This window comes from Methanobrevibacter sp. (genome assembly GCF_045646205.1).
GTDB lineage: Archaea > Methanobacteriota > Methanobacteria > Methanobacteriales > Methanobacteriaceae > Methanocatella.
This window is the reverse complement of sequence record NZ_JAZRKF010000031.1, coordinates 21,529-44,722: the sequence shown is the minus strand read 5'-3', so window position 1 is coordinate 44,722 and position 23,194 is coordinate 21,529. Positions and strand designations below refer to the sequence as shown.

Genomic DNA, 23,194 nt, shown 5'->3' with positions numbered 1-23,194 from the left:
CTATTTTCTCATCATATACTGAAATGCAGTCATAATCTAAGATAAACTCTTTTTTTGAAGAGGTGCTTGGATAATCCGGATTAAATTGGCCATAAGTAAATATCAGATTGTATCCTTCTATTTCAAGTTCTGTTTTAGTTAATGACTGTATGAGGTTGTCATTTTCAAATTCTTCATTTATTAAATGTAGATTTGGATTGATATATTCATCTATTTGCTTTTCGTTTCCAATATTAATCTGATTTATGAATCTCAGGCCAGTGAAGGTGGTTATTTTTAAATCATATTCCCTTAATGCTTTTAAAATTATATGGACATCCTGCATGAATTCCTCAAAATTTGTATATGATTCTCCTTTACAGACCAAGAGCACATTTTTCCCTGTTAATTGAATTTGTTTTTTTCCATTTGAAAAAATCCAGGTTAAATATTCGTCTTTGGTTTTAACTTCACTTGACCCTCCAGTATTTTCATGTATAATTGAAGTTTTTTTCTTTTTTTCAAAATCCACATTTGGAAATTCAGATTTGACTTGCTCTTGAAACTCTGATGCGGCATCTTCTCGGTCTGTGTATAATTTTAATATAATTGGAAATTTAATTTCGAAAATAACTTCGTGCAATTGATTCTTTGAATATTTCATTAAAAACACCTTGTTTTTGTATTTACTTTAATAATTATATAAACTTATCTAAATTTGATTTGGGCTTTATAAATCTTTTGTTTATGCAATTAAATCAATTTAATAAGGTTAAATCAATTTTTACCTGTGGATGAAAAATTATTATTTCCGCAATTCCATCATTTCTTTCAGCTCATCGGTATTCATTTCGGTTATGAATGTTTCGCCGTTTCCGACAGTCAGTTTGGCAAGTTCCTCTTTGGAGTGAATCATTTCATTGATTTTCTCTTCAAAGGTACCTTTTGTGATGAATCTGTAAACCATCACGTTTTCCTTCTGGCCGATTCTGTATGCCCGGTCAGTTGCCTGGTTTTCGACTGCAGGATTCCACCACAAATCATAATGAATTACATTTTGGGCTGCTGTCAAATTTAAGCCAGTCCCCCCGGCTTTTAGAGAAACTATAAATATTTTATTTTGAGGATTATTCTGGAATTTTTTAACCAACTCATCTCTTTTATTACGGGACAAAGACCCATGCAAGAATAGAACTTCCTCTTTGAATGTTTTTTCGATTAAATTTTGGATTATTTCACCCATTTTCACATATTGTGTGAAAATCAAAACTTTTTCATTGTTATCTAAAATATTTGACAGGATATCCATTAGTACTTCCAGCTTTCCCGATTCATTTACAAAGTAATTTTTGGACTTTGTAAACTGTGATGGATGATTACAAATCTGTTTTAGGGAATTAATCAATTTCAAGACTATTCCTCTTCTTTTCATCCCTTCATTTGCCTCAATGTCCTGTATGGACACATCCAATGTCTCCTTATATAGGGCAATCTGCTGACTGGTCAGATTGCAGTAAACATCATTGACAATTTTATCCGGCAAATCATTTATAATTTTTTTATCTGTTTTAAGTCTCCTTAGTATGAATGGCTGAGTTATCTGTTTGAAATTATCTAAAATATCCGCATTTCTTTCCTTTTCGATTGGAGCAATATAGTTTTTCCTAAAGCTTTTAAGGCTTTTCAAATATCCCTTGTTAATAAAGTCAAAAATGCTCCAGTATTCAGCCAGCCTATTTTCAACCGGTGTTCCAGACATTGCAATCCTATGTTTTGATTTGATTGATTTGACCGCTTTTGTTTGCTTTGTATCAGGATTTTTAATATTTTGTGCCTCATCAACAACAATTAAGAACCATTTCTTCTTTTTAAATTTATTTAAATCTTGCCTAATTAGACCGTAAGACGTTAAATAGACGTCATGTTCATTTTTAGGAAATCTTCTATTTGATCCATGATATATGAATGCACTTAAATCCGGCGTGAATTTTTTAATTTCCTCAGCCCAATTAGTAAGAAGACTTGTTGGAGCAATTACTAGAACCTTTTCCTTTTCCAAATAACCGCAGTTTTTTAAATACTGTATTGTAGCCAAAACCTGCAATGTTTTTCCAAGACCCATGTCATCTGCAAGTATTGATCCAAATCCCGAAGATATGTTTTGAACAAGCCAGGAATATCCGGTCTTTTGATAGTCCCTTAAATCTGCATATACATTGTCTGGAGCATCAACTTGACCGAATGACTTGATTTCACTAATCAGCCTATCCAACTCAGCATCAACATTTACATCAGCATCATTAATTTCACCACTGAGCAGTGCCTTCATCAAATCATGCTTGTTCAGTTTTTCAGGAAGTTTATCTATTTGTTTTATAAGAGACTTTACTTCCCGTTCATCAAGCATGACAAATTCGTTTGCCAGGCGGACCAAACCCTTTGATTTTTCCACAAGATTTTTAAACTCTGATAAAGTACAGGTTGTATTTCCGATTGCAATTTTCCAATCAAAATCAGTCAAATCTTCAAATTTGATATATGAATCTTCATTATTTGATTTGATATCCAGAACAAGTTTCGGTTTGAATATTTTCTGAAGAGATTTTGGAAGGATGATTTTAATGCCCATTAATTCAAATAATGGTAAAGTATTCAAAAAGAATTGTGTGAAATCATCAAGATTATACTCCAAGTCTTCACCCAAATCAAGTGATTTATTGAAATCCGGAAAAATTTCATTGATAATGTATATGTCCTTAAGCAGATTTACTTTCAGACCCATATCTTCAGTATTCAATATCACCTCATTGATTGGAGACATCTCATCATTGACCTTGATATCAACATTGAATGAATTGCTGGTTTGTTCAACAACCAAATACAAATCATAATCTCTTGTATTTAAAATAAACTTGGATAACCATTGATTGATTGATTCAGCAGTATTGATATCCAATTCCTGTCCTTCAAAGAAGAATAGCTGAAATATACTCTCGGAATAATTGTTTCGAACAGTGCTTGAAGCACCATGCCTCAAATAATCGTTGAAAAATCCGTCAATGAAAAGGCTTGACAGAGCAATAATCTGGTCTTTTCTGGAAATTTTTCGATTCTTAAACTTCAAAAGATTGTCGGGACATGTATAAGACAAATCATCAATCAGTTGAGATATTGATTTATCAAAAATTGCAGGAATCCAGCGGATTTTATAATAATCAGCAGTTTTGAAGAGTTCAGGGACAATGGCATGTTTTTTTATCAGTTCCAAAGTGAAGCTATAAATCAGATTTAAAAATTGGATATCTGCACAAAACTTGTCTATGGGACTTTGTGATAATTCAGTGAAAAATGCAAACAATGCCTTAGAAGATTTATCTTGATTTAAAAGTGCTTTTTTATCAATATCAAATTTTGAAATATCGTAATTCTTATTAAGATTGATTTTTAATCTGTTCCACTGATTAGGCATTCCCCACCTTTCAAGGAAAATATTTTCAAGATAATCATCATAATCATCTTCATCACCACTGAAAGGTTCATATTCCGGGAAATAATCATAAAATGGATTATAACCACCATCAATTTGATATCTCATATAATCTTCAACATGTTTTTTAACAAAACGAGCCATGGATTTATAAACATTATTTAAAATAGCTTTGAAATTCTTTTTGAAAAATACTGGATTATCATTTAACAAAAGGAAAATTCTATCATGTAACTCAGGTATTTTAGAAAAATCAACATCATTACATTCTTTTAACCCAGTATCATCATGCATGAATAAATCATCAACACTCCTAATATTGATTGTATTATCCTTAGTAGAATAGTTCAGGGCTTCTAGCAAATCAAAACCCCTGAGCCTGAAAATTAAAAAAGGATCCTTATCAATTTCAAGAGCAATCATATGAACAAGACCTGCAATATGTTTACATATTAAAGCATAATCTGGACAATTGCAGGAAGAATACATATCCTTGTGTGATGTTGGAAAAACATTGATTTTTGCTTTTTTAAGCATGTCATATAATTCAATAGGCAATTTATGATTTAACAAAGCAGACAGAACAGAAGGATTTTTGTGGATAATATTTAAAATCTTTTCTTTTTCATTACCGCTTAACTGCTTGAATTCAACCATGACATCATAATAGTTTTGATAATTACCTCTAACTTTAGCCGTTACAACATTATCATTAATTTTAATATCATAAACACGTCCAGTATTTGCATATGTTCTTCCACGACCAATTCTATTAGTCCAGTATACTCCTTCAAGGGCATTCAACCATTTTTCGCCCCACCATGTTTTTGTAAATTGTCTTTTTGCCATAATCTTATACCAATTATCTATTTGTGATTCTTTTATTCAACATTTTTTTGTCATTCTAAATAAAATCTAAGGATTTCATCAATGAAATTAATAATTTAGCGATAGTCCTTTGATTAACTCTTAGCGTTAATATTTCATCCACATCAAATCCACATTTATTGGATAACTCTTCAAGCGTTAAATCATTATTAGAATCCATTGCAATATCATTTAGAACTTTAAGTTTACATTCAGCAGTTTCCAAATAACTCTCAACATACCCTTCAATATATGATTCAAAATATGCTTTATTATAACCTTTTAAAAAAGCTTGATGTTCCATATTTTCCAAAACAGGACTTCTTTTTTCTATTTTTTGATTCATTGAAATATCTCCAGGATTTAATTCTCGCCATAATCCGAAGCAATATTTTTCCAAAATATATAGTAATCTTAAGATTCTAACATGTATCTTCTTCAAACTAATGGTTTATGGTTAATAATATACTAATAATTATCCGGCATTTTGTTTTAAAAGCTCTTTTCTACGATCCTCCCGTCTTTGACGAAGAATTTCGCCATGACGAATAGCGGCCTCACGACCTTGTTTGCCCGGAACGCGAACTTTCTTTTCAAAATGTGTACGACCAGTTCTTCTTTTAAAAATTGCTAAAGCACACATAATTACACCTAATTTTATATTATTTTCTTATATTATTTAAATTTTAACCGTTTGTATAATCAATCCATTGAAAATCAACTTTAGACATTAAACAGATAATTATTCACAAATATGGATTATTAAACCTAAAAATAACATTTTAAAAAAATATAAGGGATAGAATATTTCAAGTCAGAAAGCAGAAAAAAATGACAAATAAAGAACTAATCATCATCCGGAGATTTTAAATCATTTCTAAGGATTTCAAGAGACTCTTCAGCCACTTTTTTACCCCAATTGATGAAATATTCTCTTGTATATTTAAAATCGCTTTTAACATTATTATTTGAAATATAGCTTTTCATATTTACACAACCTTAATTATCTTATTTACAATACCCCTATTTAAACTTTTGATTATAATTCCCATTGGAGGTTCATTTGATAACATGAATAATTTATTTGCCCCATTGTAAGTTTTTCTATTATTTACAGTTACCGCACTATCCGCTGCCATCGCTATTGCATTTTTATTCATTATAAGTACTTCAGATGTCATTTTTATCACTCATTTAATTGTTGTAATCAAATATAAAAACATTAAAAAAAGATTTAATGATTTTATAATCGATATAAACATATTAAACTTCATTAAATATAAATTTAACTTATGTATGAAGTTATTTTTACAAAGTAAAGTAAATATTGACCTAACATTAAAATTTAACTCGAATAAAGCAATATTCATATAACAATGAAAAAATTATTTAACAGTAAACAATATAACAATCCACATGAAGAAAATTCACTTAATAATAGGAATAATAGCTATTATAATATTGGCTGTAATAGGCTATTTTGCATTTTTACAACCTGGAACAACCCAAATTAATGTAGATACCCAGAGTATTGATGCAAATGCCTTAACCGAAAAAGGAGTATTGAAATTAGACAGTAAAACGCAGGATGAAGATAAAGGATTTTTTAAATCAACTGCAAGTGATGAAAACAGTATTTTTGTTAACAATTCAAGTATCTTAAAGCTTACGAATTCAATAATCAACAAAACCGGAGATACACAAAGTTCAGGCGATGATGCAGACTTTTATGGAATTAACTCTGCAGTTTTGGTTAAAGATCAAGGCAGGTTAAATATTGAAAACTGTGAAGTCAATACCAATTCCAAAGGATCAAACGGTATTTTTGTAACCAATACTGATTCCGGCCAGGGTCAAGGCGGAATGGGTGGAGGAACACCTCCTGACGGAGGAAACGGAACCGCACCTGAAAAACCTCCTGAAGAATTGAAAAAAGACGAACAGAAAGCAAACGAAACCGTAGCAAACATAAAAAATGTTAAAATTACAACCCATCAGGACAAATCCCGTGGACTTGATGCAACATTCGGCGGTATCATAAATGCCGAAAACGTGATAATCAACACCGACGGAAACAGCTGCGCTGCTCTTGCAACCGACAGAGGCGAAGGTAATGTCACTGTTAAAAACTCCGTTTTAAACACAGGTGTCAGCAAAGAATCCGGACGGGGTTCACCGTTGATGTATTCTACCGGAAACATAAGCGTCATTAACTCACAGGGTACTTCATACGTATCTCAGATTGCATGTATTGAAGGTAAAAACTCAATCAGTGTTGAAAATTCCCAATTGGTCGGTTTTGGAGAAGGAAACCGTAAGGATGGAGACAACTATGTTGACTTGGCAGGTGTATTCATCTATCAAAGTATGAGTGGAGATGCTGATGTTGGAACATCCACTTTCATGTGTAAAAACTCCAAATTAACCGTTGATTCATCATCAAAATACTATGATAGCATACCGATGTTTCATGTAACCAATACCAAGGCCAACGTTGTCCTTGAATCATCCGAGTTCAATTTCGGAAGCGGAATACTCTTTGACATTTCAGGCCAAAGCCAATGGGGTAATGTCGGATCAAACGGCGGAGACGTCAACTTAACAGCAATTAGCGAAAAATTAAGTGGTGATATCATAGTTGATTCAATCAGTTCTTTAGACTTCACATTGAAAGGCACTACATTTGACGGTGCAATCAACTCAACCGGAAACACCACAGTTGTTGTTGAAAACGGCTCAACCTGGTCATTAACCGGTGACAGTAATGTCTCTTCCCTTGAAAATTCAGGAACAATAAACTTGAATGGTCATAAACTCCTGGTTAATGGTGTTGAATACAAAGGATAGAACTCTTTTCTATCCTCATTTTTTTAAAAAAAATAAAATAAGTATTTAGCAGTTTTTACCTGCTTCATACACTTCTTTTAGTAAGTCATCCTGACTTTTAGCATCACCGACAACAGTAAACACTGCCTTTTCAGTCGGATTTTTGGAAAATCCGATAAAGCTTCTGATACCTGTTAATGCATCACCGTTTGATGAGCCTACTGCAGTGATGATATAGTAATCCTTGTTCTCCAGATGATTGAAAATCGGATAGCACCTGTCAAAGAATCTTTTTAGGGTTCCGCACATTTCATAATAATAGATTGGAGTTGCATAGACTATTACGTCAGCTTCCATCATCTCATCAAGAATCAATGAGATTTGATCATCCTGATAGCATTCCTTTTCCGGTGTTTTACATGCCATACATGCTTTGCATGAGTCAAATTCAATATCTTCAAGGAAATATTTTACAGCATTCTTTCCACCGTCGGTTGCTCCTTTTACAAATTCGTCACACAATGTGTCTGAGTTTCCACCTTTTCTAGGTGAAGAACTAATTACTACTACATCTCTTGCCATACTACTCACCTATCCATTCTTTAATTTTATCTGAACTTTCCCTGCCGGTTAACCTTAAGCCCTTATCAAAGTTAAGTTCCGGATATGTACTTGAAAGGTCGCTTACGCACTTATCGATTCCGGAGCCTCCTGAGGTGCAGAATGCTTTAATTGTTTTTCCGCTTAAATCAACGCTTTCTATGAATGTGTTGATTATTGTCGGTGCGGTATACCACCATACAGGAAAACCTATTACGATAGTATCATAAGCACTTACATCAACAGTTTCAACGATAGGAGGCCTGAATGATTTGTCGTTCATCTCAAGAGTTGATCTGGAGTTCTTGTCGGTCCAGTCCAGGTCTGCTGGAGTGTAAATCTCTTCCGGCACGATTTCAAATATATCATACCCATTGTCATTAGCTATCTTTTGAGCAATGCCTTTAGTAACACCGCTTGCTGAAAAATATGTGACTAAAATATTTGACATGATTTCACCTAAATTAATATTTTTATTTTAATTATATAAAGTTATTTAAATTTAATTTGGAAAAATCATTAAAAAAATAGCTAAATAATTAATGCCTATATTGCAGAAAAAACCTGCAATATTCCCCGTAGACATTAATTTAATCCCCAATATCGAGATTACTCATTAGAGTTAATCTCTAGTAAATAATATTACAAAACATAATTTAATCACCCCTTCATTTTTTAAATTGGAGGCCTATTTTCTATTAAATCTTTAAACAAAAGGCTATTTAAAGCTTGTTGAGCTCACTCGTAAAAATTGTCCCCACTAAAACATCATATTTAAACATTTCCACTTTCAAAAAAGACTCAAATTTACACAAATAATATAAGCAAACAAAATCAAAATATATAACATTATAAGTTATTGAAGGTAAATATGATGAAAAAACCTGTTGTTGCAATTACAAGGCCTGCAGATAGGGCTAAAAAAGCTTGTGAAATTGTAGAAAAACTTGGTGGGAGTGCAGTTCTTGCACCTACACTGGATTTAAAGCCTGTAAACACAGATTCCCTAAAGGATTTGGTAAAAAATAAGGACTCTCTTGATTGGATTGTTTTTACCTCCCCAACAACAATTGATTCTTTCAATCTGTTTTATCCGGACTTTTTCGATGATTTGAACTGTAAAGTTGCAGTCATTGGAAACAAAACAGGATCTTTGTTGAAAAAACAGGGCGTTGAAGTTGACCTGATGCCTGATGATTTTACGGCTGAAGGTCTGGTTGAGGAATTTACAAAGCTAGATATAAGAAATAAAATCATTGGAATTCCAAGAACAGCTTCTGCAAGAGCAACACTGCCTGAAGGATTGGAAAAACTTGACAATAAAGTTATCTTAGCTGAAGCATACAAGTCACTCTTTCCAATGGATGATGAAAGCGTAAAAGAACTGATAGCTAAAATTGAAAACTCAGAAATTGACGCCATCACATTTACAAGCCCGTTAACGGTACATAACTTCTTCAAGATATCTGAAGATAAAGAAAAACTGATCAGTTTATTATCAGAGAAGTTGCTGACCGTTGCAATAGGTCCAATAACAGGAAATGTCCTTGATGACTATAAAGTTAAACATATTTACCCTGACACTTACACAGTTCCAGATATGATGGAATTGCTATTTAAAGTATGGAGAGATTCTAATGGAAGATAAAATAAGTATTATCCTGCCAATTTTTAATGTTGGTGACCATCTCAGAGGAGGAATCGACTCTTTAATAAATCAAAGTATAGGAAATGAGAATTTAGAAATTATTATGGTTAATGACTGCTCAACAGACGGTTCAGGCGAAATCATTGATGAATATGCCGAAAAGTATGACTGCTGCATTGCAATCCACCATAAGAAAAACTCAGGAGCAGCTTTTACTCCACGTAATACAGGAATTGATGCATGTACCGGCGATTACATCATGTTTTTAGACCCGGACGACAGATACACACCGGACTGCTGTGAAACTTTATACAAAGCGATCAAAGAAAATAATGCTGATATGGCCTTTGCAAGGTTCAGAAGGATATTTGAATATGGAGGATATGTCCAAAAGTCCTATTCACCTTATGAAGACGATTTGGAACATGCCTATCCCGACGAAACATTTGAAAACCCTAATTTTTTAAATGTATCCGACTTTGTATGGGACAATTTCATCGAAAGATTCCTTTACGGCAAGGACCTTGAAGTCACATATAAAAGAGACGGACCGATTGATACAATCATCATTGACAATATCGAACAGGAGCCTGACCTATTGAAAATGGCACCTTCCGTCTGGAGTAAAATCTTTAAAAGGGAACTGATTATGGACAATGATATTCGTTTCCAGCCATTCATTTCAGGAGACGACATGGCATTCACCCTGGAAACATTGCTGAATGCTAAAGGCATTGTTTATTTAAACAATTTCATGTGTTATGATTACTACATCAGAGATTTGCCTGACGACAAGTCAATTACCAATAACGTCAACGTCAGACTGCTTGACGATTTGATGGAGTCCTATATTTACTGCAGAAAACAGACAGAAAGTTTTTCAAAGGAAATCCAAATCGTTTCTGTCAATCCCCATCTGCTTCACTGGATGAATACATGGAAAGGGTCTCCATTTACAAAAGAAGAAAACAGATTACTGCTCAAAAAAGTGAACAGACTTAAAAAAATACATCAAAGTGATATGAAAACCAAAATGCTCTTGTCTGCAATGACAACTGCAATTGAAACCTCAATTTTTACTTCAAAAGCGTGATATGATGGAATTTGATTATGTAATAGTTGGAGCCGGACTTTCCGGTCTTACGATAGCCGAAAGAATTGCCAATGAACTTGACGAAAAAGTTCTGATAATTGAAAAAAGAGACCATATAGGCGGTAACGTCTATGACTTTTATGATGATGGTCTCTTAATCCAGAAATACGGACCTCATATTTTCCACACCAAAGAAAAGAAAGTTTATGATTACTTATCAAGGTTTACAGAATGGATTGATTATGAACACCGTGTTTTAAGTTATGTGGACGGCAAGCTTGTCCCGATGCCAATCTGTATTGACACTTTAAACCAGTTGTATGACCTTGATTTGGATGAGGAGTCTATGCATGAATGGATTGATGAAAACAAGGAAGACATTAAAGAGATTAAATCCTCAGAGGATGTCGTTTTGGCAAACGCAGGACGTGACATTTACAACAAACTCTTTAAAAACTACACTGAAAAGCAGTGGGGAACGTCAGCCGCCAATCTAAGTCCTTCAGTAATATCAAGAATTCCATTCCGCTTCAATCATGATGACAGGTATTTCGAGGATGCCTATCAGGGAATGCCTAAAGACGGCTTTACCAAAATGTGTGAACGCATGATTGAATCAGACAATATTCACGTGGGCCTTAAAGCTGATTACAAGCAATACATAAATAAAATCAACTATTCCAAAAAACTGATCTATACAGGTCCTATTGATTACTTTTACGATTACAAGTACGGCGAATTGCTTTACAGATGTCTGAACTTCGTTTATGAGATTCTTGATGAAGATTCATACCAGGAAGTTGCTGTCGTCAACTATCCGAATGACCCGTACTTTACACGCATTACCGAGTTTAAAAAACTCACCGGTCAGACAGTTAAGGACAAGACCGCAATAATGAGAGAATATCCCGGTTTTAACGGCGAGAAATGTTATCCTTACCCGACCGAAGAATATCTGGAAAAATTCAAATTATACGAAGCAGAAATGGAAAAAGAGGAAAACGTTATTTTTGCAGGACGTTTAGCCAAATATAAATATTACAATATGGATTTGGTAGTTAAAGATGCCCTGGAAATATTTGAAAAGGAGATTAAATAATGATTACAATTTGGCCACAATATTTAAATAAAGACCTGACTTTAAGTGAAGGAAGAAAAGTATCTAAGGAAATAGCTGTTTCATCACCTACAATGGCTGAAATTGAAAGAGCACTGAAAAGATTAGGATTTACATACAATGTTCAAAAGGAAAGAGCTTATCCGGGAAAATGGTATGAAAAGTCCGGCCGTGTTCTGGTTGAATACGATAAGACAAAACTGGAACTCATCAAAGAAATTAGTTTAAAGATTAAAGAAATCAGGAACTGATTTAAATGGAAATACCACCATTAATGGCTGAAAAATACCATCAGGCAAAGGAATTGATTGAAAAATCATCAGACATTAAGGTTTATTCCCATATTGACTGTGACGGAATCTGCTCAGGAGCAATTCTTTCAACAATCCTTGACAGACTCAATAAACCTCATGAAATTGATTTTGTCAATCTTGACGTCCTTGATGACATTGATTTGAATCATGAACTGACCATTTTTTCTGATTTGGGTTCAGGCCAGCATATTGACACCAATGCAAGCGAAAACAATAACATTTTAATCCTGGACCACCACCCACCTTTAAGAGACATTGATTACGGAGATTCAAAGGATTTCACATACATTGAAATAAATCCTATTCATCACGGCATTGACGGGTCTTACTATGTCTGCGGCGGAGGTCTGTGTTATTTTCTTGCAAAGGAATTCGGATATACTGATTTAAGCTGGATTGGTGTGTTATCAGCAATTGGAGATATGCAAAATACACACAGCGGCCATTTTGAAGGATTGAACGAAATAATCCAGGATGATGCAATTAATGAAGGTTATCTCGATTTGATTAAAAGCGATTTAAACATCTACGGACGGAATACCAGGGAATTATTTATCGCACTATCATACTTTAGTGATGTAAAGCTTCCAATAACCAATAATCAGAATGAATCAAAAGCACTTTTGGATGAATTGGGTATTGATTCAACACTAAAAAGAATAACACCTGAAGAGTCAGAGGTTTTGGAAAAAATAGGCATTTTATGTGAAGCCGGAAAAGATTATACGCTGACAAGACAGGACCGTGCAATCCTGAATAAGGAAATCGAAGGAGTTAAAAATGCAGGAACCCTTCCCCCTTATTTATCAAAGGACGAATTCATGATATTATACCAGACCCAGCAAAGAATCAGAAGAAAAACCCTGTCCGATTTGACAAATGATGAAAAAGGCAAATTGTACAATGCATTGAACCGAATGATTATCAATGAGGTTCCGCCAAAATACTACGAGCACATTCCTAAAGTACTGATTGGAGATTCCTATACATTTCTTTTGGAAGATCCGGGAAGTTTTTTAAGGGACGGTGCTGAGTTTTCAACTGCAATGAATGCCTGCGGTAGAAATCACGAAGAGAAAATAGCTATGGAAGTTTTGAAAGGCAATCGTGACTGGGCACTGGTGGAACTTGAAGAAATCAGCAGAAAGCATAGATATAACCTTGCAACGTCAATGGAGAAAGTTGCTGACGGAGAACATATTATTGAACTTGAAAACCTCCAGTACTTTGACGGGACAGGAATCAAGCCGGAAATTGTCGGTACCATTACAGGAATGATTTTAGGCCACTGTAACTGGAGAAAACCTATTATCGGATTTACACAGGTTGAAGATTCTGACGGATTAAAGGTATCCCTTAGATGTTCACGCTTTTTATCCTACGACGGAATCCATTTCGGAAATATAATCCGTGAAGTGTCAAATGACGTTGGCGGAAGTGGCGGAGGCCACGCAATGGCATGTGGTGCATACATCCCTCTTGAAAAAAAAGATGAATTTTTACAAAAGTTTAATATATCATTAAATAAAAAAATATCAATGTAATTTTACAAATTTATCAAAGCATTTTTAATTTTAATAGGAGGAATGAAAATTGAAAGCTTTTAAAAAAAGAGGTGCACTAACTCACTTCCAAATCCTGAGTGAGATATCTAAACAGGACCCGCATCTTAAACAAAAAGATTTGGCCCAGAAATTAGGTATCACCATCCAGGCAGTTTCGGAAAACATAAAAACCCTTATTGAGTTAGAATACATCACATCGAAGGATGGAAGATCACCTTACAAAATAACCCAAAAAGGTATTGATAAAGTAAAAAGAGATGCAATCAGTTTAAGGAAATATTCTGATTCAGTTTTAGAGACTATGAATCATTATAAAACCATTTGGCCTGCTGTTGCCGGTGAAGACCTTAAAAAAGATCAGGTTGTTGGTCTTTATATGGAAGACGGTGTTTTATATGCCCACAAAGGTGACGAAAACGCAAATGGCATAGTTTTGGAAGACGCTGAAGAAGGTTCAGATGTTGCATTAACCAATCTGACAGGATTGATTGATATGACTGTTGGAGAAGCAACCATCATTAACCTGCCTACCATTAAGGAAGGCGGATCTAAAACCACTGACCTGAACTTGATTAAAGACGTATATGAAAATGGTACTAAAAGCGGTTCAAAAATCGATAGAATTGCTGTAGCAGGTACAATTTCAAGAGTAATTGCGCAAAAGCTAGGTTTGAATATAGATATTGAATTCGCTGCTCCACAGGCAACTGCAAATGCCGCACGTAAAGGTTTAAATGTCTTGGCATTATGTGTCGGAGACATGACAAAATCATTCGTACGTGAACTTGAAGCAGAAAAAATCAAATACAACATTATCGATGGAAGAAAATAGCTATTTTTCTCTCATCATTTTTAATAATGCTGCTGCAATCTCTACAGTATCCATTTTAGATGATGTTATGACCTTTACATAACTGCTCAAATCGTTACTTTCTATCAACACCTTAACATCATCCATTATTTTTTTATTTTTGATATGCTCGATTTCATCGAAAGTCGGAACCTTTTTTGACTTTACATTTAAATTATATTTTTTTCTTATTTTAACCAGGTCATGTGCCTCATAAGGCACAACGATATTGAATGCATAGCCTGATTCCCCCGCACGTGCCGTACGGCCAATTCTATGGATATAATCTTCAGGATTTTGCGGAATGTCATAATTTACGACAACATCGATTTCACTTACATCAATTCCACGGGCAGCAATGTCACTTGCAACCAGAATGGAAATATTTCCGTTTCTGAACTTGTTCATTACCTTATCCCTGACCTTTTGAGTCATGTCGCCGTGAATGCTGTCAACCTTGTAGCCCTTTCTTTTTAAATTGCGGTATACGAAGTCAACACGACGACGGGTATTGCAGAAAATCAGCCATAAATTGAAGTCATAGAATTCAATCAATTTGCACAAATCATCAATCTTGTCCCGGTCATCACTTTTAAATGAAAACTGCTTGATTTTAGGAATGGTCTTTCTTGAATCTGATATTTTAATGAATTTTGGATTATTCTGATATAATTTAGTAATCTTTTTGATTTCATCAGGCATTGTTGCAGAAAAAAGTAAAGTCTGTCTCTGTTTTGGAGTGTGTCTTAAAATCAGTTCAATGTCTTCTCTAAAACCCATATCAAGCATTTCATCTGCCTCATCCAAAACTACAGTTTCAATTCCAATCAAATCAAGAGTCCCTCTCTCGATATGATCTATTACCCTGCCTGGGGTTCCCACAACAATATGAACTCCCTTATTTAAAACCCTGATCTGTCTTCCAATAGCCTGTCCTCCATAAACGGCCAGCACTTTCACCTTATCCATATCCTTGGCCAGTTTTTTAATCTCATCCGCCACCTGAACACACAGTTCCCTAGTCGGACATAATATAATGGCCTGAGGAGACCTGTCTGGAGTGAACAATTTGTTTAAAACAGGTATTCCAAAAGCAAGAGTCTTACCCGAACCTGTCTGTGCCTGACCAATAATGTCCCTGCCGGCTAAAGCATCAGGAATAGCTTTATTTTGAATGGGAGTCAATTTTTCAAAACCCATTTTACTGACAGCACTTTTTATATCATCATTTATTTTTAAATCATTAAAATTCATTAGTTAAATATTTGAAAAGATTATTATTTATACTTTCAAATACAATATAATAATTACTATATCATGGGGAAATTTATATGGATAAGTCATCACTTGAAAATTTAGTTAACGATATCAACACAGAAGAAATGCTTAAAGAAAAGCTCGAAGCTAAAATTCAATCCGAAATAGACTCCAGAATTGAGTCCGGTACATATGACGATTATATTGAAAGTGAAGTCGAAAGAAGAATGCAGACAGATGAGGTTAAAAAAATCATTCAAAAGCAGGTTGAAGACCAAGTTAAAGTCAAACTTGCTGAAGAAATGGCCGAACAGGTTATTGAAGACGTTGATGAAATATTATACACACGTGAAGATGGGGAAACCATTAACGAACGTGGAATTGATATCGGACTTGCACAGGGCCGCCAGGAAGGAATAGAAATCGGCTATAAACAGGGCTATGAAAAAGGAAAAGAGGAAGGAATAGAAATCGGCCGTGAAGCGGGATATGAAAAAGCTCAAAGTGAAGGCGGAGGAGCAGGTTATCAGCAAGGACTTGAAGAAGGAAGAAAACAAGGCCTTGAAAGAGTAGCACGTACCATGTATAAAGACAATTATCCCCTAGAAGAGATTACAAAATTGACCGGCCTTATTTTGAAAAGACCTACCAGAAAATAAGGAAAATTTAAGATGGAAAACAAAGTCATTAAATACAAAAAGTACTCATTCAAAAAGCATCCTTCAATAGAAAGTATACAGATAATTGAAGGAAAAAACAATTTCCCCATTAGCTGGTTAAATCAACAAGGATATTGTGAATACCAGATATATCTCCAGTACATGAAAGGCATAAAAACACCAGAAACCAAAGCCATGAAAAAAGGAACTGACGTTCACAACCAGCTGGAAGAAAAGTTTCTAGAAAGTGCCGAACCTGCAACATTTGAAGAAGTGATTGAAACGTCAAAAGAAAAGGCGACCCTCACAAGGGAATGCTTTGTAATATCACCTGATGACGGCATAAGAGGTTTTATCGATGAAATCTGGATGACACCTACCGAAATCGTAATAATTGACGATAAACCCGGTTCAAAGGCATTTCCATCAACGATAAATCAGGTAAGAGCATATTGCCTTGCATTTAAAAATATGAGTGATGATGAAAGACCTATTAAAGGAGCACTGAGACAAAGAGGTACTGACAATATCTTCTGGAGTGAGGAATTTGACCGGGACACTGAAAAAGAAATCCGCTTTACAATCAACAGGATGCACTCATTATTTGATGGTCAAAAGCCTTTTATGGCCACTAAAAATCCGAACAAATGCAGATCCTGCAGATACAGTGACTGCTGTGAAAAATGCAAATTATGAAAAATTAATCTAAATAGCACGGTTCAATCCAAGATATAACTTGTTTTTCTTATACATCTTATCCAGGATTTCGTTCCATTCTTCAACGCTTATTCTTCCCTTGTTCGGTATCATTGAATCAAGGGATGCCTCGTTAATGTTTAAAATATCAGATAATATATGTGCAAGGGTTCTTCCGGTAAGTGAGAGTTCATATGGATCATAGCCGGTTACCATCAATACCCACACATTATCCTTTGAAGAGCTGTTATATTCTTTTTTAAGTGCATCATACCAGTGGGTGATTACGTTTTGGCTGTCTCCAATTTCCCCGTCACCTACTGAAATATAATATCCTTCCTCTGAAAATTCAATTGTTTTTATTGCATCAGAGATTTTAGAGTTAAGTTCCGGTGAATCAATTTCAAGGTCATATTCATTGTTGGTAATATGCTCCCTAAGATAATTTTCAATTTCCTTTTGATTTATAAAGTAATCCAGGGGCTCCAATCTGTCAGGGTCCCTGTCACATAAATCATATATTAAATCCTCATCAACTTCACAGATTTCATATCCATCAAGTTTATGTGATTTGTACGGTTTAAAGTCAAGGCAGTAATTTTCCAAATCATCCTTGTTTAAATACCATAGAACCTGAACTCTTTTAATCATATGAATCAATTATTCTATTTCGTTAACTACAATTGTTTTTGTAAATACTCCAAAAACTCTATCATTGCTTAAAAGCTTGCCGATAGCCCAATCGAAAATTATTGGGAACCAGAAAATTTTTGTTAAATTTCTTATGACAGCCTGAATCCATGAGATTCTGCGGCCATTTCTTGAAATAACACGTAAATACATTAATGCTTTACCGATTGTTGCTCCTTTGGATTTTTCTAAAACGATAAAGTAAACAAGTATCAATACAGGAACAACATATGGGAAATACATGTAAATTTGAAATGAACCGTAGGGATTGATGAATACTGAAAGCAAGTAAGAAACAATCCACATGAATGCAGAAACTACAAAGAAATCAATGACATATGCAAGCACTCTTCTTGTAAATAAACTAGCCACTTTTAACACCTCAACATACTCTTGGAACTGGATCAGCTATAGGGGCTTCCAATATACGTTCTCCACCAATCGGAGTGTTGACAATAACGTATTCGCCTTCAACAACTTCCCCGATAATTGCGGCATTTTCACCATATTTTTCGCTTTTAATAGCTTCGAGAACTTCTTCAGCCTTGTCAGCTTTAACACCCATTACAACTTTACCTTCGTTTGCAACTTCAAATGGGTCGATACCAAGCATTTCAGACACTGCATGAACTTCTTCTCTAATTGGAATTGCATCCTGTTCAAGAACAATACCGTTTCCTGATTTGGAAGCCATTTCGTTAATTGCATTAGCAAAACCGCCACGGGTAGGGTCTTTCATTGCAGTAACTCCACCGACATCCAATGCTTTTTTAATGATGTTCCACATTGGAGCCACATCTGATTTCAAATCAGTATCAAATCCGAAACCTTCCCTGAATGACATTAAACTCATCCCATGGTCTCCCAAACTGCCCGTAATGATTATTTTGTCTCCAACTTCAAGACCGCTGTCACGGACAACTTCACCTTTTTTAGCTATTCCAATACCTGTTGTAACCATAACTATACCGTCAAGCTTATCCTGAGGCATTACTTTAGTATCTCCAGTTATAACAGCCACATCAACTTCTTCACAGGTTTCGTTTAAGGATTTCATTATTCTATCCAAGTCTTCTATAGGAAAACCTTCCTGCATAATAATTGCATTGGAAATAGCCAATGGTTTAGCTCCCATTACTGAAACGTCATTAATTGTTCCTGCAGCAGAAATTCTGCCGATATCTCCTCCAGGGAAAAATAATGGGTCGATAGTATGACCATCAGTAGTCATGACAATTTCATAATCGCCTAAAGGTATTGATGCACCGTCATCCAGAGCATCTAAACTAATACCTCCGTTAACACTCTTTTTCGTGATATTATCCAAGATTGTGGATGCGATTAGATTAGCCATCACTTCTCCACCAGCACCATGATTCATATTAATTTTATCATCTGACATTTTTTATCGCCTTATAAAAAGTATATGTTTAAACAAGTATATTAAATTAGTTATAAAAAAATGTTGGGATATGTGAATATATCCTTTTGTAATTAATCCAGTACCAAAAATAATGAATATGGCATACTAGGAAACAATGAAATTTCGTTTCCCAGTTTCCAATATCAAACAAAGTGGCACTTCAAATTAGGCCGAAATAACACTTATACTGTCACTGAGTGAAGAGAGTGTACTTTCAGTATCATAAGCTATTAAATCAGGACCTCCTTCCAAACATCCTGCAAATGCTTCACCATAGTTAGCAACCAGATAACCTGATGCAAATCCTCCGAGTGCTCCTGCCACAGTGCATGAAACCACCAATATAAATGTAGTTTCCAGTCTGGAAAATGATATGTCATAGACATTTGAACAGACATATACTGAGGCTGTCGTGCCGATACAGGCACCTACAGCAGCACCAACCACTGCACCAACCAAAGGATTGGCACATAGTGCACCTGCAGCAAAACCTGCGGCCAAAGCTATTAACGGAGTGAATACGGAAATTATTGTTCTTGTGTGATATGACAAGCTTTCAGCATGATATACAATGCCCTGAGTATCATTAATTTGAATTCTGTCAACCTTTACAGTACCTTTATCGGCATTGCAAACATCATTTCCAGCACCATATCCCGTGTTTCCTCTAAAAGTACAGTCATTCAATTCCAAAACACCCTGAGAAAAGATTGCCCCACCATATTTACAATAATTGTTAGTAAAAGTACAGTTACTGCATGTGCAAACACCTGAATTACGGATAGCTGCACCATAATCACGTTCAATAAGATAATTCATTCTGTTGCCAGTTAATGTAACATGGTCTAAAATACAGGATCCACACAAATTTTCAATAGCTGTGTTGAATCCGCCAATCTGCAGGTTAGATACACTAAATATAGTCTTTTCATTATCAATCACAGCCCATTTATTTTCATCACGGTCTCCTGATGAAACTGAAATCTTGGAACCGTTACCATCAATGGATATATAATTAAAATCACTGTGTGACGGATACCATGTTGATTTGGAATTGAAAGTATATTCTCCTGCAAAATTAATGAATAATGACTTATAAATTGATAAGGAAGACATGTTTTCACAGTCTTTAAAAATAATCTCTATTGAAGGACTGACCAAAAAAACAGAAGCAGAGGTCTTAAGTGCAAATTCATAATCATTAATGTTATGAACCACAATCTTTTTAATAAATGTCAATTCATTGTCATAATTCATATTAATTAAAGAAAGAAAAACATCATTCAAAGTCGAAAGGTCACGGAAATGGTAATTTCTTCCATAAATAAAACTTCCATTATCAAAAGCTCTTGCAAAATTCATTATGAAGTCAGTTCCATTATACTGGCAGTAATATATTAAATTGTCACAATAGGAAAATATTCTGCTGTCCATCATTGATGAATAAATAAGAGGAATGATATTGACATTAATGCCCCCTATCAAGGAATTAAATGAATAATGCAATATGTTTACGTCAATGTTTGTTGCTGTACCATTAATGCATGGTTTAACATTAAAAACACCAGACACACTGCAATTTTTATGATTTCGATCAAGATAGATTGCTTCACCGGATAACAGTGAAGCGGAATTAATGAAAGTCGAATTTCTAATGGCATTATTCATCCCAACAACATATATTGCACCGCCAACACCTCGGGCAGTATTGTTTATGAATTGAGAATTTTCAATTATCCCATTATTCCCATACCATGTGACAGCACCGCCGTTTAGTGCAGTATTTGCCAAAAATTCACAATTGGAAATCAGACCGTCATCACCCACCCATGTAACAGGACTGCTATCGGCAATATACTCATAGGAGATTGCGGGATTGTCCATACATTTTATTGTATTTCCATGATATTTTGAATTGATGAAAGTTAAATTAATGATTTTAACAGCATTTCCATATATAAGAAACAATGAAGAAGCATGTTTTCCATCTATAACATGCCCATTTCCATTGATGGTAATGTTGTCCACATCAATAATAATGCCCTGATTGGGTTTGGAATCATTTCCAAAAAAGCAATAATCCCTATCAATATCATAAATGTCTCCAGGTTTGAGATTAGCAATGTTTTCACTTAATTCATCAAAAGTCCCTACATCATTTTCAGATATATTATCAATGCTGGCCGGTGATTCATTGAAATTGTCAACTTCGTTTATATCATTATTTGCCCATGCTGAGGACACGTTAATTAAAATAAATATACATATAATTAATATAACACATTTTTTATTATTAAAAATCATTTTTTAAAAGCCTCCATTGCTTTTAAATATTTTTTACTAGTTTCTTCACAAATTTATCTATCCACTAAGAAACATATAAAATTATCCGCAAGTGGACACTTGCATTTAAAAAAATAAGATATATACAACAGTTTTAAGAAACATATGGGCTAAAAATCAGATATATTAATAAAAAGAGTTATAAAAAAATAGTAAAAAAAGAGAAAAGATAAATTAATATCTTTAGATTAAAATTCCGTTAACAACACCATCCTGACCAGGTCTGGATGTTACTTTTGCATTACCTTCAGGAGTTTCTACAACTGCACCTTTGGTAACGATGTTCCTTCTTACGTAGTTAGGGTTAGCGTCGTTTTCGATTACTCCTAAAATATCAGTAACTTGAGTTTTACCGGATTTAACATCAGTTAAATTGATTTTGTTAGCACTAGCTAATCTGAGTTTTTCGTTTCCGCCACGAGTACGGATTTTTCTTAATCTTTTTTCATCTACTCTAGTTTCAGCAGGATCTCTTCCTAATTCTGCTTTCCTTTTTCCACGGTTTGCAACATTTCTTGCACCGGATGGACTTCTAGTTGATTTTCCTTGAGAAATTGCCATTATTTCACCTAAATAAATATAATAAATAATTAATAATCGCTGTCAATAAGCCTCTTTTCAGTAAACTGCAGGACAAGAAAAATTACAATTTACATTATGAGAGCAAAAAAAGAGCCTTAATGAATAATGATAATAAGATATTTCTTTATCATTATATATAAACTTTATTTTTTTCAAGGATTTTTGTCTTCATGAGAGACAAAAGAAAATTTTAAATTACAGTTCGGGCAGTAGAAATCATCCAAAAGTGAGTTTCCACAAACCGGACAGGTATCCGGAGAAGTTGACAAATACACAAATCCCTTGCTTTCACGAGGAACGATAGGTTCCGGACTAGCTGATTCGGCATTGTCTTTTGAACGTGAAAGTATTTCATCAACCAGATTGTCATAATCATCTTCTGATAAATCACCATCTTCACTGGCCTTTAAAATCTTTTCAATATCTTCATCAGTGATTTTATCCCCCAGGACTTCTTTTAGGAGATTCACCAAATCATTATCCTCAATGTAGTACTCTTCGTTTTCCATGAAAATAATATGTGGGTAATGAGTTATATTATTTACCCACAAATTTTAAAATATTATCCTCAGGTTCCATTTTTTCTATTATCTCATCAGGACCCTGCCTGTCATCAAATCCAAAGTCGATACCGCAATCAGGTTCTTCAGGAACCAGATCATCAGGATTTTCATAGATGTAGTCCGAAATATTATTTTTCAGATTGGATATTATCTCATCCACATCCATCTTTTGAAGTTCCTCCTCATACTCATAGACCAATTCTTCCAATAGTTCATCGTCCAGTTCATTCAAATAACTCATTTTATCACCTAGTTTGCTTTTATCCTATAGCTGAAGTCCGGAATATCAAATAGATTCAAAGATTTTTTATTAAAAATCATTTCATCAGCTATAAAGAGTTCAAATTCTATTTCTTCTCCGCTGCATTCAATCAATATTGAGACATCGGAATTTTCAAGGACACTTTTTTTAACGTCCAATACATCTGACGCACCATTGATTTGAATGGAAGTCGGCAGATGATTCTTATCCATATTTAAAAAGATATCTTTTGAAAATTCATAGTTTGCCCAATATCCTCTCGTTTCAGATATCTTGCCGACGAAGATATCATTCGTTTTGTCATAACTTGAAATTAATTCTTTAGTTTCCATAATATCAAACCTCTACCAATATTATATTCAAACAGTAATAT

Annotated in this window: 26 protein-coding genes; 9 read left to right on the top strand and 17 right to left on the bottom strand. The window is 34.4% G+C overall.

Translation table 11 applies throughout. The features are described from left to right. From ACKI44_RS06485 to ACKI44_RS06460, 6 genes are all read right to left on the bottom strand, one after another. A partial coding sequence (locus ACKI44_RS06485) for a TIGR04255 family protein (protein WP_407422696.1) occupies positions 1 to 643 on the bottom strand: 643 nt, incomplete at its 3' end. 141 nt (positions 644 to 784) lie between these two features. Beyond that, positions 785 to 4,315, bottom strand: coding sequence for an SNF2-related protein (locus tag ACKI44_RS06480; protein ID WP_407422694.1), 3,531 nt, complete (start codon positions 4,313 to 4,315; stop codon positions 785 to 787). Between the two features lie 55 nt (positions 4,316 to 4,370). After that, positions 4,371 to 4,775, bottom strand: coding sequence for a hypothetical protein (locus tag ACKI44_RS06475; protein ID WP_407422692.1), 405 nt, complete (start codon positions 4,773 to 4,775; stop codon positions 4,371 to 4,373). 33 nt (positions 4,776 to 4,808) lie between these two features. After that, positions 4,809 to 4,976: a hypothetical protein gene (locus ACKI44_RS06470; protein ID WP_407422690.1), complete on the bottom strand. Its 168-nt coding sequence runs from the start codon at positions 4,974 to 4,976 to the stop codon at positions 4,809 to 4,811. A 203-nt stretch (positions 4,977 to 5,179) separates the two neighbouring features. After that, entirely contained in the window at positions 5,180 to 5,320 is a 141-nt protein-coding gene (locus ACKI44_RS06465; RefSeq protein WP_407422688.1) for a hypothetical protein, read from the bottom strand. Positions 5,321 to 5,322: 2 nt separating this feature from the next. Further along, positions 5,323 to 5,514: a hypothetical protein gene (locus ACKI44_RS06460; protein ID WP_407422686.1), complete on the bottom strand. Its 192-nt coding sequence runs from the start codon at positions 5,512 to 5,514 to the stop codon at positions 5,323 to 5,325. A gap of 235 nt (positions 5,515 to 5,749) precedes the next feature. Between ACKI44_RS06460 and ACKI44_RS06455 the strand changes: the two genes are divergently transcribed. Beyond that, positions 5,750 to 7,180, top strand: coding sequence for a hypothetical protein (locus tag ACKI44_RS06455; protein ID WP_407422684.1), 1,431 nt, complete (start codon positions 5,750 to 5,752; stop codon positions 7,178 to 7,180). A 45-nt stretch (positions 7,181 to 7,225) separates the two neighbouring features. On the opposite strand, the gene ACKI44_RS06450 is transcribed toward ACKI44_RS06455, so the two are convergent. Next, positions 7,226 to 7,741, bottom strand: coding sequence for a flavodoxin family protein (locus ACKI44_RS06450; protein ID WP_407422682.1), 516 nt, complete (start codon positions 7,739 to 7,741; stop codon positions 7,226 to 7,228). Position 7,742: 1 nt separating this feature from the next. After that, positions 7,743 to 8,210 carry a flavodoxin gene (locus ACKI44_RS06445; protein ID WP_407422680.1) on the bottom strand — a complete coding sequence of 156 codons (468 nt, stop codon included), beginning with the start codon at positions 8,208 to 8,210 and terminating at the stop codon, positions 7,743 to 7,745. Positions 8,211 to 8,633: 423 nt separating this feature from the next. Here ACKI44_RS06445 and ACKI44_RS06440 point away from each other — a divergent pair, with 423 nt between their 5' ends. Genes ACKI44_RS06440 through ACKI44_RS06415 form a run of 6 tightly spaced genes read left to right on the top strand, consistent with a single transcriptional unit; the run spans position 8,634 to position 14,328 of the window. Then, a complete protein-coding gene (locus ACKI44_RS06440) occupies positions 8,634 to 9,407 on the top strand; it encodes a uroporphyrinogen-III synthase (protein WP_407422678.1) in 774 nt (257 codons plus the stop codon). Beyond that, a complete protein-coding gene (locus ACKI44_RS06435; RefSeq protein WP_407422676.1) occupies positions 9,397 to 10,500 on the top strand; it encodes a glycosyltransferase in 1,104 nt (367 codons plus the stop codon). The genes ACKI44_RS06440 and ACKI44_RS06435 overlap by 11 nt, the downstream gene beginning before the upstream one ends. Before the next feature lie 4 nt (positions 10,501 to 10,504). Then, positions 10,505 to 11,599: a UDP-galactopyranose mutase gene (glf, locus tag ACKI44_RS06430; protein ID WP_407422674.1), complete on the top strand. Its 1,095-nt coding sequence runs from the start codon at positions 10,505 to 10,507 to the stop codon at positions 11,597 to 11,599. Then, on the top strand, positions 11,599 to 11,868 hold the full coding sequence (locus ACKI44_RS06425; protein WP_407422672.1) for a signal recognition particle subunit SRP19/SEC65 family protein: 270 nt from the start codon (positions 11,599 to 11,601) through the stop codon (positions 11,866 to 11,868). The genes glf and ACKI44_RS06425 overlap by 1 nt, the downstream gene beginning before the upstream one ends. A gap of 5 nt (positions 11,869 to 11,873) precedes the next feature. Then, positions 11,874 to 13,475 carry a DHHA1 domain-containing protein gene (locus ACKI44_RS06420; RefSeq protein WP_407422670.1) on the top strand — a complete coding sequence of 534 codons (1,602 nt, stop codon included), beginning with the start codon at positions 11,874 to 11,876 and terminating at the stop codon, positions 13,473 to 13,475. Between the two features lie 49 nt (positions 13,476 to 13,524). Continuing rightward, positions 13,525 to 14,328 carry a winged helix-turn-helix transcriptional regulator gene (locus ACKI44_RS06415; protein WP_303735946.1) on the top strand — a complete coding sequence of 268 codons (804 nt, stop codon included), beginning with the start codon at positions 13,525 to 13,527 and terminating at the stop codon, positions 14,326 to 14,328. On the opposite strand, the gene ACKI44_RS06410 is transcribed toward ACKI44_RS06415, so the two are convergent. After that, positions 14,329 to 15,600, bottom strand: a complete 1,272-nt coding sequence (locus ACKI44_RS06410) for a DEAD/DEAH box helicase (RefSeq protein ID WP_407422667.1) — start codon at positions 15,598 to 15,600, stop codon at positions 14,329 to 14,331. Positions 15,601 to 15,677: 77 nt separating this feature from the next. Between ACKI44_RS06410 and ACKI44_RS06405 the strand changes: the two genes are divergently transcribed. After that, complete coding sequence (locus ACKI44_RS06405; protein ID WP_407422665.1) at positions 15,678 to 16,262, top strand: hypothetical protein; 585 nt, start codon at positions 15,678 to 15,680, stop codon at positions 16,260 to 16,262. Positions 16,263 to 16,274: 12 nt separating this feature from the next. Continuing rightward, the gene (locus ACKI44_RS06400; protein ID WP_407422663.1) at positions 16,275 to 16,958 is read left to right on the top strand and encodes a PD-(D/E)XK nuclease family protein; all 684 of its coding nucleotides are present in this window, start codon (positions 16,275 to 16,277) and stop codon (positions 16,956 to 16,958) included. A 9-nt stretch (positions 16,959 to 16,967) separates the two neighbouring features. Here ACKI44_RS06400 and ACKI44_RS06395 read toward each other — a convergent pair whose 3' ends face one another. From ACKI44_RS06395 to ACKI44_RS06360, 8 genes are all read right to left on the bottom strand, one after another. Continuing rightward, the gene (locus ACKI44_RS06395; RefSeq protein ID WP_407422661.1) at positions 16,968 to 17,609 is read right to left on the bottom strand and encodes a hypothetical protein; all 642 of its coding nucleotides are present in this window, start codon (positions 17,607 to 17,609) and stop codon (positions 16,968 to 16,970) included. Between the two features lie 9 nt (positions 17,610 to 17,618). Beyond that, positions 17,619 to 18,020, bottom strand: a complete 402-nt coding sequence (locus ACKI44_RS06390) for an RDD family protein (protein WP_407422659.1) — start codon at positions 18,018 to 18,020, stop codon at positions 17,619 to 17,621. A gap of 10 nt (positions 18,021 to 18,030) precedes the next feature. Continuing rightward, a complete protein-coding gene (gene hypE, locus ACKI44_RS06385) occupies positions 18,031 to 19,050 on the bottom strand; it encodes a hydrogenase expression/formation protein HypE (protein ID WP_407422657.1) in 1,020 nt (339 codons plus the stop codon). A gap of 186 nt (positions 19,051 to 19,236) precedes the next feature. Then, positions 19,237 to 21,315, bottom strand: a complete 2,079-nt coding sequence (locus ACKI44_RS06380; RefSeq protein WP_407422655.1) for a hypothetical protein — start codon at positions 21,313 to 21,315, stop codon at positions 19,237 to 19,239. Positions 21,316 to 21,597: 282 nt separating this feature from the next. Next, on the bottom strand, positions 21,598 to 21,975 hold the full coding sequence (locus ACKI44_RS06375) for a 30S ribosomal protein S8e (protein ID WP_303735954.1): 378 nt from the start codon (positions 21,973 to 21,975) through the stop codon (positions 21,598 to 21,600). A gap of 173 nt (positions 21,976 to 22,148) precedes the next feature. Then, a complete protein-coding gene (locus ACKI44_RS06370; RefSeq protein WP_407422653.1) occupies positions 22,149 to 22,505 on the bottom strand; it encodes a hypothetical protein in 357 nt (118 codons plus the stop codon). 28 nt (positions 22,506 to 22,533) lie between these two features. Further along, positions 22,534 to 22,800 (bottom strand): hypothetical protein, encoded by a 267-nt coding sequence (locus tag ACKI44_RS06365; RefSeq protein ID WP_407422651.1) that lies wholly within the window; start codon positions 22,798 to 22,800, stop codon positions 22,534 to 22,536. Between the two features lie 8 nt (positions 22,801 to 22,808). Continuing rightward, entirely contained in the window at positions 22,809 to 23,153 is a 345-nt protein-coding gene (locus tag ACKI44_RS06360; RefSeq protein WP_407422649.1) for a hypothetical protein, read from the bottom strand. Between the last annotated feature and the right edge of the window lie 41 nt (positions 23,154 to 23,194).